21 protein-coding genes and 1 pseudogene are annotated in these 17,734 nt (G+C 46.1%); 8 read left to right on the top strand and 14 right to left on the bottom strand.

What is annotated here, in order from left to right; all coding sequences use genetic code 11:
- The first annotated feature begins 11 nt into the window (after positions 1-11).
- Positions 12-884, top strand: coding sequence for a hypothetical protein (locus KNO85_RS14555; RefSeq protein WP_214791226.1), 873 nt, complete (start codon positions 12-14; stop codon positions 882-884).
- A 185-nt stretch (positions 885-1,069) separates the two neighbouring features.
- On the opposite strand, the pseudogene KNO85_RS14550 reads toward KNO85_RS14555, so the two are convergent.
- Both KNO85_RS14550 and KNO85_RS14545 read right to left on the bottom strand, forming a co-directional pair.
- Positions 1,070-1,249, bottom strand: a pseudogene (locus KNO85_RS14550) (HTH domain-containing protein); the annotation flags it as partial.
- A gap of 185 nt (positions 1,250-1,434) precedes the next feature.
- On the bottom strand, positions 1,435-1,776 hold the full coding sequence (locus KNO85_RS14545) for a YolD-like family protein (protein ID WP_251130721.1): 342 nt from the start codon (positions 1,774-1,776) through the stop codon (positions 1,435-1,437).
- 374 nt (positions 1,777-2,150) lie between these two features.
- On the opposite strand from KNO85_RS14545, the gene KNO85_RS14540 reads away from it, so the two are divergent.
- Both KNO85_RS14540 and KNO85_RS14535 read left to right on the top strand, forming a co-directional pair.
- A complete protein-coding gene (locus KNO85_RS14540) occupies positions 2,151-2,606 on the top strand; it encodes a JAB domain-containing protein (protein ID WP_214791223.1) in 456 nt (151 codons plus the stop codon).
- Positions 2,607-2,903: 297 nt separating this feature from the next.
- The gene (locus KNO85_RS14535) at positions 2,904-3,140 is read left to right on the top strand and encodes a hypothetical protein (RefSeq protein WP_214791221.1); all 237 of its coding nucleotides are present in this window, start codon (positions 2,904-2,906) and stop codon (positions 3,138-3,140) included.
- 120 nt (positions 3,141-3,260) lie between these two features.
- On the opposite strand, the gene KNO85_RS14530 is transcribed toward KNO85_RS14535, so the two are convergent.
- Positions 3,261-3,953: a hypothetical protein gene (locus tag KNO85_RS14530; protein WP_214791219.1), complete on the bottom strand. Its 693-nt coding sequence runs from the start codon at positions 3,951-3,953 to the stop codon at positions 3,261-3,263.
- A 506-nt stretch (positions 3,954-4,459) separates the two neighbouring features.
- Here KNO85_RS14530 and KNO85_RS14525 point away from each other — a divergent pair.
- Complete coding sequence (locus tag KNO85_RS14525) at positions 4,460-4,657, top strand: hypothetical protein (RefSeq protein ID WP_214791217.1); 198 nt, start codon at positions 4,460-4,462, stop codon at positions 4,655-4,657.
- Between the two features lie 84 nt (positions 4,658-4,741).
- Positions 4,742-5,002 (top strand): hypothetical protein, encoded by a 261-nt coding sequence (locus tag KNO85_RS14520; RefSeq protein ID WP_214791216.1) that lies wholly within the window; start codon positions 4,742-4,744, stop codon positions 5,000-5,002.
- Positions 5,003-5,260: 258 nt separating this feature from the next.
- Here the strand turns inward: KNO85_RS14520 and KNO85_RS14515 are convergent, their stop codons facing one another.
- Positions 5,261-6,076, bottom strand: a complete 816-nt coding sequence (locus KNO85_RS14515; protein ID WP_214791214.1) for a hypothetical protein — start codon at positions 6,074-6,076, stop codon at positions 5,261-5,263.
- A 738-nt stretch (positions 6,077-6,814) separates the two neighbouring features.
- A complete protein-coding gene (locus KNO85_RS14510; protein WP_214791212.1) occupies positions 6,815-7,555 on the bottom strand; it encodes a hypothetical protein in 741 nt (246 codons plus the stop codon).
- A 408-nt stretch (positions 7,556-7,963) separates the two neighbouring features.
- Between KNO85_RS14510 and KNO85_RS14505 the strand changes: the two genes are divergently transcribed.
- From KNO85_RS14505 to KNO85_RS14495, 3 genes are all read left to right on the top strand, one after another.
- Positions 7,964-8,749, top strand: coding sequence for a ComEC/Rec2 family competence protein (locus tag KNO85_RS14505; protein WP_251130722.1), 786 nt, complete (start codon positions 7,964-7,966; stop codon positions 8,747-8,749).
- Positions 8,746-8,970: a DUF3006 domain-containing protein gene (locus KNO85_RS14500; RefSeq protein ID WP_214791208.1), complete on the top strand. Its 225-nt coding sequence runs from the start codon at positions 8,746-8,748 to the stop codon at positions 8,968-8,970. The genes KNO85_RS14505 and KNO85_RS14500 overlap by 4 nt, the downstream gene beginning before the upstream one ends.
- A 65-nt stretch (positions 8,971-9,035) precedes the next feature.
- Entirely contained in the window at positions 9,036-9,371 is a 336-nt protein-coding gene (locus KNO85_RS14495) for a hypothetical protein (protein WP_214791206.1), read from the top strand.
- Between the two features lie 96 nt (positions 9,372-9,467).
- On the opposite strand, the gene KNO85_RS14490 is transcribed toward KNO85_RS14495, so the two are convergent.
- From KNO85_RS14490 to KNO85_RS14450, 9 genes are all read right to left on the bottom strand, one after another.
- Positions 9,468-10,904, bottom strand: a complete 1,437-nt coding sequence (locus tag KNO85_RS14490; RefSeq protein ID WP_214791204.1) for an ImmA/IrrE family metallo-endopeptidase — start codon at positions 10,902-10,904, stop codon at positions 9,468-9,470.
- Between the two features lie 4 nt (positions 10,905-10,908).
- Entirely contained in the window at positions 10,909-11,196 is a 288-nt protein-coding gene (locus tag KNO85_RS14485) for a hypothetical protein (protein WP_214791202.1), read from the bottom strand.
- 5 nt (positions 11,197-11,201) lie between these two features.
- A complete protein-coding gene (locus tag KNO85_RS14480) occupies positions 11,202-11,651 on the bottom strand; it encodes a hypothetical protein (RefSeq protein ID WP_214791200.1) in 450 nt (149 codons plus the stop codon).
- Between the two features lie 9 nt (positions 11,652-11,660).
- Positions 11,661-12,815, bottom strand: a complete 1,155-nt coding sequence (gene mobP2 / locus KNO85_RS14475; protein ID WP_214791198.1) for a MobP2 family relaxase — start codon at positions 12,813-12,815, stop codon at positions 11,661-11,663.
- A complete protein-coding gene (locus KNO85_RS14470; protein WP_214791196.1) occupies positions 12,808-13,059 on the bottom strand; it encodes a hypothetical protein in 252 nt (83 codons plus the stop codon). The genes mobP2 and KNO85_RS14470 overlap by 8 nt, the downstream gene beginning before the upstream one ends.
- Before the next feature lie 192 nt (positions 13,060-13,251).
- On the bottom strand, positions 13,252-14,091 hold the full coding sequence (locus tag KNO85_RS14465) for a hypothetical protein (protein ID WP_214791194.1): 840 nt from the start codon (positions 14,089-14,091) through the stop codon (positions 13,252-13,254).
- On the bottom strand, positions 14,092-14,670 hold the full coding sequence (locus KNO85_RS14460) for a hypothetical protein (protein ID WP_214791192.1): 579 nt from the start codon (positions 14,668-14,670) through the stop codon (positions 14,092-14,094).
- 30 nt (positions 14,671-14,700) lie between these two features.
- Positions 14,701-15,807 (bottom strand): lysozyme family protein, encoded by a 1,107-nt coding sequence (locus KNO85_RS14455; protein ID WP_214791190.1) that lies wholly within the window; start codon positions 15,805-15,807, stop codon positions 14,701-14,703.
- The coding region (locus KNO85_RS14450; RefSeq protein ID WP_251130720.1) for a VirB4 family type IV secretion system protein at positions 15,807-17,734 on the bottom strand (1,928 nt) is incomplete at its 5' end. The genes KNO85_RS14450 and KNO85_RS14455, both read right to left, overlap by 1 nt.

Genomic DNA, 17,734 nt, shown 5'->3' with positions numbered 1-17,734 from the left:
AAGTGTTGCTAATGGACTCAAATTTATTAATTTCAACAGTTGTCACGGCTACAGCTGCCTTGATTGCCATCATTGGAGGATTTTTAGTCTCTCGAGTCATTACTCTTGCTAGTGAACAGGAAGGATTGAAACATAAGCTCCGTGATATCAATCTAGACATTCTTAACAGAACAGATTTACTGGAAGCGGCAAAAATAGAATTGCTTGACTCTGATCATAATGATTTTGTTAATGAGTATGCTGAAAGATTAACGTACGAAGATTTGACGCTTGAAGAGATTTTTGAAGAAATGGAAGACGATCTATACAGGGGATGGGAAATCGATGAATTCAAAGATATGTATGTGGAATTGATAGATATTAAAAATCATTTGAATGAAATGATAACCCAAGAGCAAATAGATTCACTAAAAGATTTGCCGATTGATTTTGAGGACTTTCGCGTTGAAACTAAAAGTGAACTAAGAGGACGAAAATCGTGGTACGAAATATTTTATGATATCTACAAAAACCGCCTCCGGGGTTCGGTTCATAGAATTCCCTCATTATTTAATTTAGACACAATAAAAAATAGAGCAAATGCTTATAACGAGAAGTTAAAGGAATATGATACTCATCTGAACGAACTCATATTTTTAAAGCGACAAAAAACAGAACAACAAAAAATCTTGAGAGAATTTGGTGGAAATCGAAACATGTGGTGGGGATTATTGGTTCTTGTCTATGCCAGTATTGTAGGAATAGTTATTCCTGTGACATGGGGAGTGTACGGAAATTCCCCGAGTAAAACAGTCATCCTCTTTCTATTCTTGAGTCAGTTACTCTTTTTGTTTATTTATTTAGGAGTCAGTATGTACTTTCTCACAAAAGATGAAAAAAATTAAAGAAATACAAAAATAAATAATGTCTTCATGTTTTAGAGAGCTATTCTTTGATTATAAAGTTAATGAGAGCTAATCATGATTACATTTCATTTTTAGGGAAGAGGCTGGGATATAACTAGCCGGTTTTGAAGAATTTTGATAAAAAGAGGGGGCTGGTCACCAATTTTCGGTAGCCGGACTCTTTCTTTCAGGTCGAACCCCGCCTCTGTGAAGATCTGTCGAGGTCCTTTACCTTCCATGTTCTCATGCACGGCCTTGACCTTAAACTCGACGCTGTATTGAATCGAACGTTCTGATACGGAGGTGACGTTTGGATTTTCTTCGAGCTGATTGATTTGTTGAATGTTGAAGATAATTTTACTCATGACTGTTTCTCCCGTCTGAATGAATAGGTTCATTATAGCGATTCGTGCGCACACGAAAAACCCCGAATGAGGCACTTTTTTCAAGTGTCCATCATTCAGGGTTCAGTTCATAAGTCGCTCACGGAGCCTCTTTCTTATGAATCTACTGGGTTATGTCCCAGCCTCTTCGAACAACCGTTAGGGCGTTAGTCAATCGACCGCTCTACATGAACGATCGCCTCGAATGGAACATGGATAATCCCGTTTCGCTCGTTGGCTAGCTCAACGGTCTGCTCCATATAGTTCGTCCGGTGTACGAATCCCTTAAACCGTTTCATTTCCTGCTTCTCTACATACTTCACCTCAACCATATCCCCACTAAAGATTGCATCGTTCAACACGTTTTCATATATCGAGAGTACTTGTTCATCGATTTCTGGCATCTCAATCTTTTGAATTTCTTTATAGTATTTCGTGAGCAGCGCACGATGCTCCGGCATCAAAAATGGGATCCATTTCAGTTCACCTCGATCGCGATATATCGTCATCAAAATCCCCCTTCCATGAAAAAATCGAACATTTGTTCTTATTTTATACCCGGTTTATCAAGTTTGAACAGTCTTTTTTTGTAAACCTTCATCCGTGCGTCCTGTTTCCGTACTCTAACTCGCTGGTCGTCGGTGCAAGGGCCGTCAAAAAAATGACGCGCCCTCCGGACCGTCTTCCTTCGCTTTTGGCTCAAAGCAAGACTTTTCGCTCATTGGCTACGGAAGCCTGGTCCTGCGTTTGCTCTACGCATTTTTTTGAGGCTCTCCCTTCGGTCACCCTTGCACCGTCTCCCGACGCTCGCTTCGTTCCCGTCAACAGGACGCACAACGGTGTTCGTTCTGAGGACAGCTTATCCGAAAGGGGACAAACTATCATGGAACTATCGTCAATTATCGAGGTCATCCGTATCAAGCAAGAGGTTCGAGAGGAAATGGTCGCCCTTGAGCACGCCGTCATCCAATCACCCGACAACGCCCGACAAATCGGGGCATCCTTTATCGGGGACGATGACCGAGAGGTGTTCCTCGTCATCATGCTCAACACGAAGAATCGGGTCATCGGTGTCCATCGGGCGCATGTCGGGAGCGTCAATTCGAGCGTCGTCCATCCGAGAGAAATTTTCAAATGCGCCATCTTGAACAATGCCTCGTGCATCATCGCCTGTCATCAACATCCGAGCGGGGACCCAAGTCCGAGTCGAGAGGACATCATCGTCTCCGAACGCTTACATGAGGCGGGCGACCTCATCGGCATCCCGGTGCTTGACCATCTCATCCTCGGTGCGGATGAGTCATATGTCAGCATGAAACAGCGAGGATACATGGGGTGAATGAAAAGGAGCAGGACCGGGTCGGGGACCGGTCCTGCTCCATCCAGTAAGGGCAAGGAGGAAAAACATACGTTTTTCTTTTATGGAATTGAAAACTTTAACCGCTTTAGAAGCTTGAAAATATAAAACCAAAGCCAAAATCATAAGCATAATGAATTTTTGGAAGCTATAAAATAAGATGTTGGTATTGAAGATGATTTACTTAAGTACGTTTCTGAAAATATACTATTAAACTAATTATTGGTTATTAATAATCCTATTTTGTACTATTATTGTCATATGAAGGAGGTGTTAATCATGGCTGAAATTACAAACGGTTTTTACAATACTAATAATGGTGTCTATGTAACGGACCACCAATACGTGTGGGAGTACAAATATTTTTATCATGGACAAGATGAGGTGCAACTGGTTGCAAAAGAATTGAGAACTGGAACATTTGTTTTCCAACCTCTTTTTTCTGAAGGTGACATGCAAAAAGAAATTCAAAACATTTTAGACGAAGAGACAGTTCGGATAGTCCACCGAGACTAAGAATGAACTAAAAATATTACGGACTAAAAACAATTTTAAATCACCAAAAATAGCCTATAAAGACCTAACTTTCTAGTTGGGACCTTATGGGCTATTTTATTAACGTTTTGATTTGAGAATCTATTCTTTTTTTATTTGCAAATCTTTAAGCTCTTTTTGATTAAGTACGTGTTCATTCAACTTATCTGCTTCGATTTTAAGGAGCTGGTAGTTTGGGTAAATTAGATTCTCTTCTTCACTCATTTCAGCTATAATTGCCTTTCCGTTTTGAATATTCAAAACAACGTATGATTTCTCTTTAGATGGATCATCAATCACCAAATAGGTAGTTTCGTTTTCTGCAATTGAATATCCAGTGGTAAACACGCCACAAAGAATGAACCCTATATAACTTATAAAAAAAAGAGACTGATAATTTTTAAGTAAGAAATAAAGTACCAGCAATAGAATCATTCCTATCAAATAATAGGGGTAATGGTCTGAGAGTGTTCCCATAAAACCTAGAATAACCATCATACACACAAGTAAAAATTGAATAAAGTGATTATAGGGGCTAGCTTTGATAAACAAAATATTTTTAGCGCTTTTTAGATAGGTGTTTTTTTTAATAAAACCGACATGAAGTGAAGATAACATTAATAGAATTAGCATGAATACGAGAGAACTTAAGAGAGTATTTGAGTTGATTTCTATGAATGATTTTGGAATAGAGTAGTAATGAAATTTACCCCATTGAAATATATAAGTACATAAATATCCTAAACCTGTAAGTGAAAAAATGAATAAAGCTTCATGATCTTTAATTTTTTTCATAGTAACGATGACCCCTAACATGAAATGACATAATTTAACGATGATTTTCAAACCTAGAATGGGGAAATAGATATTCATAAAAAAATACGACCTTGAGTACAGCAAGGTCGTAAGTAAAGCTGAGAGAATTTTGAGAGTAGGTACGCTAAAAAGATAGCTAATTTATTTAAACATTTCTTCAAGTGAAGAAATGTTTAAAAGAGGTAGTACCTATTACCTTTAACATCATCTTACACGTTATTTAACTTATACTTCAAGGCTTAAAATACGTATTTAGCATCTAAAATACGAAATGAAACTGAGTTGATTGCATTAAACCTGATTTATATTTCATCACATTAGTCAAATGTTAAAAACTAAGGCCTTGTTTGGTGAAAATGGTCGTTTTTCCTACGTAAGCCCTGGGCTTGTTTCAAACAAGCCCAGGGCTTATATGAAATAAGCCAAGATGTCGAATGGTCCGATTCGAGGTATCGTTGAGCTATCAACAGGAGAGGATGATTCAAATGAATCACACATTGGACCAACAAACGATCAAAGAGATGAAAGAAGTATTGCTCAAAAGACTTCCTGAACGGATGGACATCGACCCGGAGGCCTTCGAGTTGGTGAGCATGGATATCCTTTGTGAGGTGAAAGAAGGGGAACGATTGAAACAGATGACGGTCTTCTTCAATACGAACATGCTTCAAGTACATAAATGATTATTCCGAAACGTATACATGTATACTTATATATTTGTATACATGTATACGTTTTTATCTGGTTAGTCCTTGGACGAGGCGATGATGTACGAGCGGATACTTGATGACTATGCGTTCGATGGATTGGATCCGTTCGTCCGGACCGTGTTCTCTGAATTGATGGATCGTCCCGATTGGATGCGCGTCGTCGACAAGGGATATTGCGTCGACAAGGTCGTCCGGTTTGATGAAGGACGAAACTCTCCCTATTTCCGTGTGTTGATCTATCTGGATGCAGAAGAGCGTCCGATCAAGATCGTATATCTATATGGGACATGGGTGTTGGCGGATAAAGACGGCAGCTGAATTGTTTTCAGAGTTTTCGAAGGGTATATGCAAATTATGAAGTGATGTGCGTGCATTGGTTTTTCAAATATTGTTTTGGAGATTCGGGAGTGCCTAAGAATGGATTATGGTAATAGGGACGGTGATTTGTAATCATCCCTATTACCATAATCAACAGGGGAAAAAAGTTTTATACCACATTTCTATACCGGTGGTTTGTAAGGTGGGAGGCAAAGTAAGGTGAAATTCCCTTTTTTAATTTATAGAAATATCAAGTAATCAAGCCTGATCATTTTGTTTCAGAGTATAAGTGATACGTTTAGAATTAATTTTATAATTCAACCACCCATTGATTAATATAAGCAGATTAATTTTTATTTCTGAAATTGACGGAGGATTTTTAATACTCAAGGGCAAATCTTCAGAGGAGCCTTTTGATTTTTTGTACCCATGTCTTGAAAAAAGACTAGATGCCTCAAAGTTATTCATATACCCTTTTATGTTGCTGCCACTGAGAAAGTTGAAAGCGTCAACTACTTCTGAGGAATATTCAGTCATTGAATTTATTCCCCATTCATTTCGAATGGTTTCTACAATTTTATATAAATTAATGTAGAAATAATTAGCATGTTTATATGCTTCGTCTAATAGGGTTAGCACTGAGAATACCAAATGCTCATTTTGAGCTAAGGTAAAATAATGATTGTATTGATTATAATACGTGAATTTTGAAATAGGCGGATTACTAAATGGATACATCGCTTCTTCAAAAGCAACTTCTTCGCTAAATGCTCCGAGATTTTCCCTTCTATTTTTATTTGGATTTGAATAATCAGTATAATATATGAATCCGTCATCATATCGCAAGATACGGTCATAGGATAATCTTTGAATTGAAGTAAATACTGAAATGAGAATTTTTGCTCTAATCAAGGCCCGTGTTGGATCTTCTAAAACATCCAAATGGGGAGACCCAAGAAATAGAGTAGTGTGCCCAGAAAAAGCGTCTTCGTCGTAAACATAAATATGGTCTGAAAATGCACTTGTTAATCCTCCTGCTGGTCCAGGATTTATTATATGAATATGCCATGCCATAAATTATTACCTTCCAATCTTTCAGAAATTTTAGATACTTTTTTATGTTAGCATAAAATTTTATAAATATATCACCCATAAAAAAATCCTAATCAAAAACGTATATTTAGATTCGATACATACTGATGATAAGAAACATTTCATTAAGAATTTGGTCTGGTTCGATGAAGGACAGAACTCGTCCTATTTCCGTGTGTTAATCTATTTGGACGAAGAAGAGCGTCTAATCAAGAATGTATGACATAGAAGGTGGCGAATGGGGACGTCGATTTTGTGGTCTCAGAGCTATCCAAAGGTGTATTCGAATATGAAATGATACATTTCCATTGGCTTATCAAGTATCGGTTTGAAGATTGAGGAGTCTCAGAAGACGGGGCATGGGAGAAGGAATGGTGATCCGGGCTCATGCGTGAGCGTCTAGCGCCTCTTGGCGAAGTCGCTCATCGCACCGCTGCCCCCCTGACGGTCCGATAACAAGAGCTGCTGGCTCACCGCCGCATCTCTATGTTCCTGGACCTTTCTGACGGGAGGCACGGAGCGTAAGAGCAAGGTCAAAACCAAAAATGTGGGCGCGTCTAACGTCACGCGAGGAACACCATTCAGCCGAATGGTGTTTTTTATAAATGGTCTTGACTCTAATAAATTTGAAATCATTTAATGATCTAAGCCTCACTGTAAATTTCTTTTTTCAATGTTTTCCTAAGTACCCGACATCTTAAAATGGCTTATTTGATGCTATTAAAAGCGGATGAAGGTCGGGATATTTTGCTTCAGATTAGTAAATCGTTCGATATTGTATATATCGTCAGGATCAATAACCGATTCGAGCTCATGAAGCGCATCAGGTAGACTATCCAATATTGTTTTCTTTCCCTGCAGGATAGCATTGGCAAGTGCATCGGATGTAGCGTACCGCTCCAGAGGCAACTGAATTGTGAGTTTGATATCGCTAGAAGCATTGAGGTCATCGTCAAATATTACGTAACTAGCGAGTGCATCCAACATTTTGGTTGTATATGAGAAGGATGGGAGCTCAGCAAAAAAATTGGTACCATCGTCTAAATTGTGTCTAATCTCTAAACTACTGCGTTCATGTGAAATTTTGAATTCGAACTCATCTACGTATAACATTACTTCGACAGTCTGCATTTTGCTTGTTACATTGACGCGTGTGTACTCTCGACTACCTCGGCTACGCCGACGGATTTCACCGCGTGCGATAGAAGCGAAGGCTTCAGGTATATCGTCTTCAAAGAAAAAAACGTCTGCGGCTACCCATTTAAGCTCATTCTCATCATTTTCAACTTGGATTTGTCCCCATCGTACATCTTTAACTGTATAGGTATTAAGGTGCGAAATGGATTGAGAGGTGTATGTTCGCGCGACCACACGTTCGCCGATTTTAGGCGCACGAGCTTGGGTAAGGCAATTCTTGCAACGGGACAATGCTCTCATTTTTTCTTCACGTGTATAAGACATAAACAATATCTCCTATTCAAACGTGCTAGCAAGCACTTTATTTAGTATTATTTTTAGCTGATCTAATCATGTGATGATAACTGTTTAGCTATGTATGTAATTCATTTTTTTGTCATGTGCGCGCTACATTGGGTGATTTGCTGTGAAACGATAGTCGGCTTAATTTTTAGATATCTTTGGAGTATTTTGAACTATTATCAGTTTTTTAAAGTAATTAATCGTACGCAAAAGGAACCTGGGTTATTTTCATATTGGGTTTCATGTGAAATATTAAAGCAATATGGTTAAAGACTGATTATAATGAGACTATGTTGAATAATTTTACAATAAATTCATACGAGGTGATAGAGGATGAATAAATGGATCAAGGTCGGGAGTGCCATTCTATTTAGCGGGGCATTTTTAGTGATGCCACATAGTGAAGTATCTGCAGCTTCGAGTATCAAAGTCCATTACATCGATATCGGTCAGGGTGACGCCATCTATATCAAGATGCCGAGCGGTGAGGACGTTATCATCGACGGTGGAAACAAAGGAAAGGGCGATACCATTGTCGCTTATCTCAAAAAACAAAAAGTAGATGACATTGAGGTGTTAATCTCGACGCATCCGGATGCGGACCATATCGGTGGATTGGATGAGATTCTAGATGCCTATCGTGTCGAGAACGTCTATGCACCAAAAGTGAAGCATACGACCCAGGCCTATAAAGACTTCCTTCAAGCCGTCAAACGAGAGGGTAAGACGATCAAAACCGCTCAAATGGGGGTCTCACTCCCAATCAAAGGTGTGAGTGCGAAGTTTGTCGGCCCAGTCAAATCCTATTCGAACAGTGACTTGAACAACTGGAGCGCGGTGCTTCATGTCACATATAAAAAGAATACATTCCTGTTCACCGGTGACGCAGAACATGTGGCTGAAAAAGACATGACGGCGAAGAAACAGACACTCCGTGCTGACGTCCTTAAGGTGGGGCATCACGGGGCCAAGACATCAACGAGCAGTGCGTTCTTAAACGTAGTGAAACCGAAGTATGCCATTCTAAGCGTCGGCAAGAATAGTTATGGGCACCCGACATCGGAAGTCGTGACGAACTTGAAGCGAGTAAAGGCGACGACATTACGTACTGATAAGAACGGCACGATCATCATCACGGGGAACGGTTCGAGCTATACCGTGAAAAAATCAAAATGAAGCGGCGGCGAGGAATAATCGATCGATTTGAAGGGGATTTGGCGGTCATCGAATTCGGAGAATTGATGGAAAACATTCCAAAGTCACAAATCCCTGATGCAGTGCAACCAGGTGATGTGCTTTGGTTTTACGAAGATGGGCGAGTTGAGGTAGATGTAGAGGAAAAGCAACGGTTGTCAAAAGAAATCGATGAATTGATGAATGAACTTTGGGAAGATTAAATTATGAATGACTTGAATTATTTATATGATTTTGAATAACAATATAAAAAGGAAGAAGGATAATCATGAAACAAAATGAAAAGGAAGTTACGGTAAGGACTGCTAAAGAATTAAAACAGGCAGTTCAAAATAAAGAAAAGGTAATTATTGTTGAAGGAGAGTTAGCCAAGAAATTAGAACCGCTAGAAAAATTGAAGAAATCGAAAAATCAACCTGATATTAATTCTGAGATGTCCACACCAGTGGCTGCGATGGCTATGGCAAGCGTAACTGCTGTTTCAACGGCTGTCTGGATTGTATTAATTATTGCTGTATCTTTGTTAGTCCTTGTCGCCCTCTATAAAAATTACGACGTGGAAGTGAGTAAGGGAGACACTAAAATGAAGTTTACTCGCAACTAATCTATTGATGCGCATTCTTAAAAAGTAATTTAAAGTATGAGGAGCCATAACATATGATAAATTCATAATATGGTTTATTGTTATAGCTCCTTACACTTAAATCAACCGTTCAATATTCAACAAATCTGTTCTTGATAAAGACTTTTTTTCTTTTTCGAGCAACACGTCATGCCAATAGTTTTCAAGCGATTTCAGAACTGGCTTTTCAACCTTATTGCTCTTTTCTAAATCGTGCAATGGATGCACGGTTCGTTCGGGATCAAAGTGACCGCTGATCAATGGCTGATTGGGTAGTACCACTGTGTAGGCGACAATTGCCTCTTCACTGAAGTCGTGATTGTTGGCGATGCCGAACGGTTGAAACCCGAAACCCTTACCATGAATATACATGAGCGGCTCATCGACGCGATCTACCTTTAGGTTCGTCTCAAGGGCCGCTTTTGCGTTCAGGTAGGGCTCCACCTCCTCGGGGAACACGCTTTGTACGGCATGCACCCGTTCATAAAGACTGAGGTCAGCGTCCTTCCATCCCATGCGGCGGTTCAACTGTGCGATATATTCGAGCGGTGTCTGTTCCTTATCTTGCTCCAAGGTATGCAACTTCTCGAGATGAGATTCAATATGGTCGAGGAAAGTCGCGGATGTCTGATGAACCTCCTGCAACAATTTTTCCTTGTCGAGGAGTTCCTTGTCTTTCGTCCAACCGGCTAGATAGGAAAGCGAGAAGTCATTCGTCGGGAACCCGAGTTGATGCGAGACGACATAAGCGACCATCTCGGCCTGGAACTCCTTCTCGGGTGCTGTGAGTGGATTGTCCCGCTCAAAGTTCCGTTCCTGATTGTGCAGCTCCGCGTGAGCAAGCTCGTGGATCAGGACGGTGATGTCCTCGATCGATGAGTTCCGCGGGTTCAAGGCGATTGCATGCAACTCCGGATAGTAACAGCCCTTCGCCGTCCCGATCTCGTCGAGCGGTTCCTCCAATAGCGTCACATTCCGAGCATCCGCGAGCGTCATCAAGGCGTTACGGATGTCTTGTTCGTTCTCGAGCCCGCCATCCCGGTGATACCGTTTAAAGATGTCCGAGACCTCGATTCCTTTCTCCCGTGCGTCGGTCTGTGTGTACTCGAACACGTGACCGATTTTGAAGTACATCATCTTGCGAGACGGGATGCGTCCTTGTTTCACGCCGTCCTTGATCGGCTTCGGTGCCTTGCTGAGCGGCACCCATTCATCTTTGTGAAGGGCGTACGTCACTGGGTTCGGGACGAATACTTTGATGCCACGCTCACCTTTTTGTACCTGTGCGCCTTGCTTCTCCCAGAACGGGTAAGAACCGACAGCGACCGCTCCGGGGAACTGGGACTCGATTAAAATTGCGTTCCGCATCGAGTATTGATGGAACTTGCCGAGGAACTGTAGGTGTTCACGGATCTTCTCTGGACTCTCGAAGTAGCTGTCGATCTGTTTTCCCATTTGTTCCGTCAAGGCATCGAGCTCGGCCTTCCGTTCTTCGTTCGTCTTCATCTTGGCCATCGTGTCAGACTCCTTCCTTCAACAAGTCTTTGACAGATTCATCACTATCCGCAAAATCTTTCAGTTCACGCTCGAGGTGTGGCGACGTTTCCGGGATGTCGAGTAACAGCCGTGTCCGCTCGAAATTGACGGGAAGCAAGACAATCTCGTCTTGCGCGATGGCGGTCAAAAGTTGGTGCTCGGAAACAGACACCGGGATGTCGTACCGTTTTCCATAAATAAGGACCGAGACAGTTTTCTGTTGAAGTGTCAACAGTTGTCCCATCGTAAAGGGACGGTCAAGTGGTCGCATAAGGTTCATCCTCTCTCAAAAGTTAGTGTGTCCTTCTTCTGTTTTTGGTGCTCGATGCGTTCCTGGACGACACGTTCCGCCGTCGCGAGGAACGTCGGTTTGAACTGGTCCGTCGTCATGATATCTTCGATGCCTTCGGTCTGCATGAGCGCCTGCAGGAGCTCTGTCAGGATCTGCCCGTGGCGGTCGGATCGGTTTGCGGCGAGCCGGATACGCTCGAGTTCTGTCGATATTTGCTCGTTCACCAACTTCTCGATATGACGTGAGACCTGCGTGCTGATCGAGTGGGTGAGGAACTGCATGTCCCACTTCTCGTCGGCCAGTTGTCTATGCTCTTCTGCGATATGGTCGATGACCTGACCGAGATGGCCGAAACGTTTGTCGTCGGCGAACTCTTCCAAATACGCGACCGTCTCCGGCTTCAACCGGAGGCGGATCTGTCTCAACTCTTCCATCGTCCCCCCTCACTTTCCATATTCGATGTCCCGTTCCAGCTGTTCGAAAGCACGTTGATTCTTCAAATGTTCGAATTCGTCGTTCATGTGCCGCTCAATCCGGTAGAGTGATTCGTTGAATATTTTTTGTTGTTTGAATGCGCGTCTGACCGGATGTTTTGGGGCTCCATTTTTCTCAACTATCGTTTGTTCTTTTGACAAGTCGCGCATCTCGGAGAGGATGGAATTCCCCATCCGGGTGTAGAGGTCCTGTCGTTTCGTCGTCCTATAACGCTCGGCCTTCTCCGTGTCGCCGTAGCTACGACGATGGAAGGACACCTCCTGCTCGAGCTTCTCGTTGAAGGCTAGAAACTCTGATTTGAAATGGATGTCGATATAGTGATCGGTCAGACGGTCGAGTGATTCCCGGAGCGGCTGCATCCCGTTCATGTTGTAGCGCCATTGACGTTTGTCTTCCGGCAAACGTTCATAGATGACCTTGAATTGACGGACGAGTTCGGGATGCAGGATACGGTTCGGGAGCGTTGGAATTTTCCGGTTCCGTTTATGGGCGACCAGTTCGTCTCTTATGAACGCGTTCAGTTTCTCCTGTTCTTTCGTCCGGTCGGCGAGGGAATGGATGACCTTCGACTTCATCAGCTCGATCGATTTCGGTTTTCGTTTACCGCGCTCACGCATGTGGCTCGTCTCGACGATGGCGACATGCACGTGGATATTGTCGGTGTTATAATGCACGGCGCCGGTCCAATAGGCGTGGACCATCTTCTCTTTTTGGAGCATTGAATCGACCGCGTTCCGCGTCGCCTGGATCAACCGCTTCTCATCGACGATGTCGTCGAGGAGCACACCGGTCTCGCGTAGCCATGCGTTGTCGAACGAGATGACGTCCTGCCAGAGGATGCTCCCGTTCTCTTGCGCGTGCTTGAAAATGTCGCGGACGGCGCGACGTTTCTCGTCGTTCAATCGATTGTCCTCACGCGTGAACAGGCCGCTCGACTTCGTCTCGTCTTCCATGTAATCGTGGTACGTCTCGAACTGTTCTCGGCTATCTTTTGCGTCGGGACGATTGATGTAGTCGAGGTACGTCGTGTAGCGACGCGACTTCTTTTTCGTACCCGGTACTTTAAATTTCGATTTGATGACGACGCCGGGCGTCTCACGCATTTTGCATCACCTCGTTCAACAACCGGGTGACCGCGGCGAGCTCGTCCGCGCTCCGCTTCAGGTGGAGCGTGTTCGCCTCGAGTTGTCGTTCCAGTCGCTCGACCTGCGTCGAGTGGATGCCGTTCGCGCACCAGGAGGCGAGCAATTCTTTCAAATATTGTTGCCGGGAGCGATTGTTTCGCTTTGCCCATTCATCGATTTGCTTCACGATGACGGGATCGATGTCGCGGAGCAACAGATCCATCTGCCTGACCACCTTTCTAGAGGTTACATGTTGCCGACGTCCTAAAAGTTCGTTCAAAGAGCATAAGGGGAAACTGCTATCACTTGTCGTGATAGCCCAGGCAGAGCCTGGGGTTTCCGTGATATCACCAAAAGTCCGAAAACGGCACGAAATGTGCCAGTAAAACCAGCAATTTGGCACAAAATGTGCCACTTAAATCGACAGTTCCCGGAGCCGGACGCGCAATTTTTCGTGCTTTTCTTCGAGCGCTTCGACCGACTGTTCGAGCTTCTCGAGTTCGAGTGTGAGCTCGTCACGTTTCCGACTAAGGTCGAAGATTTCGTTCTCCTGTTCGACCTGTTCGTCGAGCGAGAGGTAGGGGAGTTCACCTTTAAGCTCTTCTTTGTCACGATCGTGTCGCTTGATCTGTTGCCGCTGCGCCTCGACCGACTGTTGTGCTTTTTCTAATTGTTGCTCTGTCTCCGTGAGCTCGTCCTTGACGAATAATCTCGTGAAAGTTGTCTCGTCAGATGAAATGTGGTTGGCTTGTTCGATGGTACGACGGTCGGCATAGAGGGATGTCAAAAGACGGTCCTCTTGTTCCTCAGGTGTCAGTTCATCGAATGAGTGTGACTCATCCAATCCGTAGATCCGGACAGCGAGTTGGTCGAAGTCGTTCGGTATATCCTCCAATTCGAGCACGTATTGGTCGTTCCGTTCATAGAGTAAGGAGACCTCATTTTCGGAATCTGGACGTGCCTTGTAGACGTAGCGGAAGACATGATTGTTCGTGTTACCTGGTACTTCATCGAGCGAAAGTCGGACGCGCATCGTCCGATTTTCCGTGTCATGACTCCAGGCATGGAGCGTCACGATTTCCCCGTTCGAGAGCCGGATCGTTTCGTTGATTGGCGTCTCATTGACCGGTGATTCCTCGGCGAAGAAGAACGACGAGGTGCCGAAGAAGAGGAAGCCGATGACAAAGAATATCCCGATTCCGAGATAGAACCGGGAGACGTTCTGGGTGAGACGTTTTCGAGTTTGTCGTCGCATCTAGATTCCTCCTTTCGGTGTCAGGTCTTCCATCTCGGTGACGACCAAACGTCCGTCGATGGACTCGAACGTCAGGGTCAACAGTTCTTGCGTCGTCTCCTCATAACCCGTTTCGGTGATCAACAGGTCCTGTTCGAACCGTACGAGACATTCTTCTCCGGAGACAGAAGGGAACACCTCGATGTCGCGGACTATCGTCTCGAACGTGCCGACATCGCTTCCGTCAGCGGCGAAGAGCGTGGCCGTGAGTTCCTCTGACATGACGTCTTTCGCCTGTCTTTTCTGGGTCGTGTAACTGTCTTTGGTGATGGTGAAGGCATACTCGACGAAGCGCGTCGCGCGTGTCGTCAGCTCCTCCATTTGTTCCGTTCCCGTCGAAGCGACGACTTGTTCAGTGTCCGCCAACGTAGCTTCGGAGGTTGCCGATTCAGAGGGAGTGATACTCTTGTTTTCCGTCTGACTCGTGTCTGAAGTACTCGTGACAGCCGTCACTTGTTGATAGAAAAAGACGTTCGCCGCGAGTGAGATAACAAGCAGTATCCCAAACAGATACGCGAGGTGACGTGCGGTGAAGTTCATTCTTTCTCCTCCTTTCCATACATCCATGACTCAAAATCCGAAGACCGGGGCGGGGTCGATATGACCGGACCATTCATTCGTCTTGATCTCGAAATGCAGATGATTCCCGCTCGAGCGTCCGGTCGTGCCGCAGTATCCGAGCGCCTGTCCAGCCTCGATCTGTTGTCTGGTCTGGACGCCGAGACGACTCAGGTGCGCGTACGCCGTGATGTAGTTGTCGTGCCGAACTTGGACGAGATTTCCGTACGGTCCGCGGTTCCCGCTATAGATGACGGTGCCACTCTTGACCGCGTGGATTGTATCGGACGGGGTGCAACTGAAGTCGATGCCGGTGTGGTTGTCCCGTTGTCCGAAGACGACACGCCATCCGAAACGCGATGTCACGTTGAGCGGAATGGCGAGCGGGGAACGTAACCCCGACAACAGTTCTTTCGTGATAACCCCGTCGGCGACGGCGGCCGGTGCGAGGTATTTCAACACCGCATCGACATACTCGATGTCCCCGTAACAGGCGCCGTGCTGGACAGCACTCGGGCGATGGCAACGGTAGACACCGGTGTGTTTCACGCGTTGGTACATCATCTGAGAGAACGAGATAGCGAGCTCTTTCGAGTAACGTCCGCCGTTCTCCTGGACATAATCGATGAAGCCGCCTCCGAAGTTGTAACTCTGTAGCGTGAGCTGCACGTCACGGTTCGCCCGTTCGAAGACGGAGGCGAAATGTTCGACGCCGTAGACGATACTCTCATCGGGGGAGGTGATGCATCCGATGCGTCCACACTTCGATTCGCTCGCCTGCATCGGGTCGTTCCCGCGTCCGCCGCTCTCCTGCATCATGAGCGCGAGTACGAGGTTCGTCTGTTCGGCCAGTCCGTGCTTCGACAGTTCCGATTCGACCAATCCCCGATATTGGAGCACCTGGTCGCTCACCTGCAGACCACCGGCCGTGTCGAACGGGACGTCGGTCGGTTGTTCGTTCTGGACACCCGTGAGCGTGTCGAGGATCCCGACGATGAGGATGACCAGGAACAAGACGAGTGTTGCGATCCCGAGCAGGATGAGCCGCCATTTGAGCGTCGCGAGTTGCCACTTCGCTGTGACGGCGAAGCGGGCCGTCCGTTTTGCGGCCGCCCACATCAGGCACCTCCACCGAATAAGGCGAGCTCTTCGGGCGCGACATCGACGTCAAAGATGAGGTTCTGCACCCCGGAGATGCTGAGGACGACACGCCCTGTCTCGAGCGAGGGGATGATGCGCATCTCAGAATTCGAGAGTTGGCCATCGAACACCGTCTGGATGATCGGGATGCTCTCCGCATCCTGTTCACCGATGATCTTATATTGGGTGAGCTGGAAGAGCGACTTGACGTTCTCTGCGTTCTCAGACTTCGATCCGGCCGGCACGAAGTCGGTGATCAGATGCGACACGAAGAAGATGCCACCGAAATATTTGCGCGCCTCGCGCATACAGCGTTGCAGATACAGGATGGCCGGTTGCGCGATGTCGCGCGTGTTGATCAAATGGTGCGCCTCGTCGATGACGATGAGGTACTTGCACGCCTCTTCGGTCCGGAGCACGCCCTGGTTGTAGGCCTTCAGTTGACTCGAGCCGTTGGCGATCATCCCGTCCCACAGCATGTTCATCAGCGAGAAGACCTGCGCCTGGAACACCTCGTCGCGCAGGCTCGTCAGGTTCCGAAGAGGGAACGAAACGATGAGTTCCTCATCGAACCGGTCGATGGAGGAGTGCCCGTCGAAGATATTGCCATAGTTATGGACGAGGTTCGTGACGGCGAGCTCGATGTTCTCGAGACGCCGCACCCGGTTCGGACTGATTGCCTCCTTGATTGAGGTGCGTGTGTCATCCGTGTAGAGTTCACGCTGCACGAGATGCAAGAAGTCCGAGAACGTCGGGTACCGGTTCGCCGGATGCGTCGTGATCGGCAGTTCGCCTTGTTCGTCCCAGAGTCCGTGCCGCACGTATAAATCCCGAAGCAGGATCTCGAACTCATTCGTCTCTTCCTGCGTCGCCGCCGGGTTGATGTAGTGATAGAACACGGCCATCTTCGACAGATGTTGCATGAACGAGAGTGCCTCGTTGGCGCTGCCGTCGTTGTTGGTTACGGTCTTATAGACATGGAGCGGATTGATGAGACCGGCCGACCCGTCGAGCGCGATCTCTTTCCCGCCGAGCTGACGCACGAGGTCGGAGAACTCGCCCGTGACGTCGAGGATGCGGATCTTGTTGCCTTTGATTGCTTGGTCGAGTACGGTCTTCTTGAGGAGCGTCGACTTCCCGGACCCCATTTTGCCAATCATGAGCGCGTTATAGAATTTGCGCTGTTTATCCTTATGGAACAGGTCGAATATGACGCTTCCGTTCGTGTCGGTCGTCCCGTAATACGTCCCGGTCGCGTCCTGGAGAGACGTGAAGTGGAACGGATAGCCGCCGGCGATGGAGAGGGAAGGGATCTCTTTCCCACGTCGCCGGTTCGGGAGCTTTTGTTGTTGGTCATAGCTTGTGAACAGGCTCTGCCATTCCCATTCCTGTTCGTTCAGGAAGATCGTCGAGCGGAAGTTCCGAGCCTCGAGTTCTTCCATCACTTCCTGTACCTTTACCTCGAGCGAGTCGAGCGTCTTCGCCTTCACATAGAGGCGTAGATGCAGATATTTCATCGTCTCGCCCTGGGTGATCTGTTCATAGAGCTCGTTCAGTTCCTTATACGTCTCTCGAGCGTCGATTCGGTCGATGTTGTCCTTCGCGTTCTCGAAGCGCGTGTTCTGTTCGGCCATCGACTTGTTGATGGTTTGGATGATCTCGCGCTTGTCGGCGGTCCCGATGTCGAGCGTCGTCAAAATGCCCGGCATGTTCAGGATCGGTTCGAGCCAGTAGTCGTAGACGAGCGACTGATACTTATAGACATGGAGGCACGAGAGGTAGCCGTCCCCGAGCCGGACGAAGTTAGCGTCGAACTTAATACCGCCCTGCGGTTGGATTTTGGCGATGACGTCGGGATTGTAGCCTTTCTCGATCTTGACGGTCTCCGGGTCCTGTTGTTTGGCCA

It is taken from the genome of Exiguobacterium sp. s124 (assembly GCF_018617485.1).
GTDB classification, from domain to species: Bacteria; Bacillota; Bacilli; order Exiguobacteriales; family Exiguobacteriaceae; genus Exiguobacterium; species Exiguobacterium aestuarii.
The sequence above is the reverse complement of the archived record's forward strand: the minus strand, read 5'-3'. Positions and strand labels throughout refer to the sequence as shown.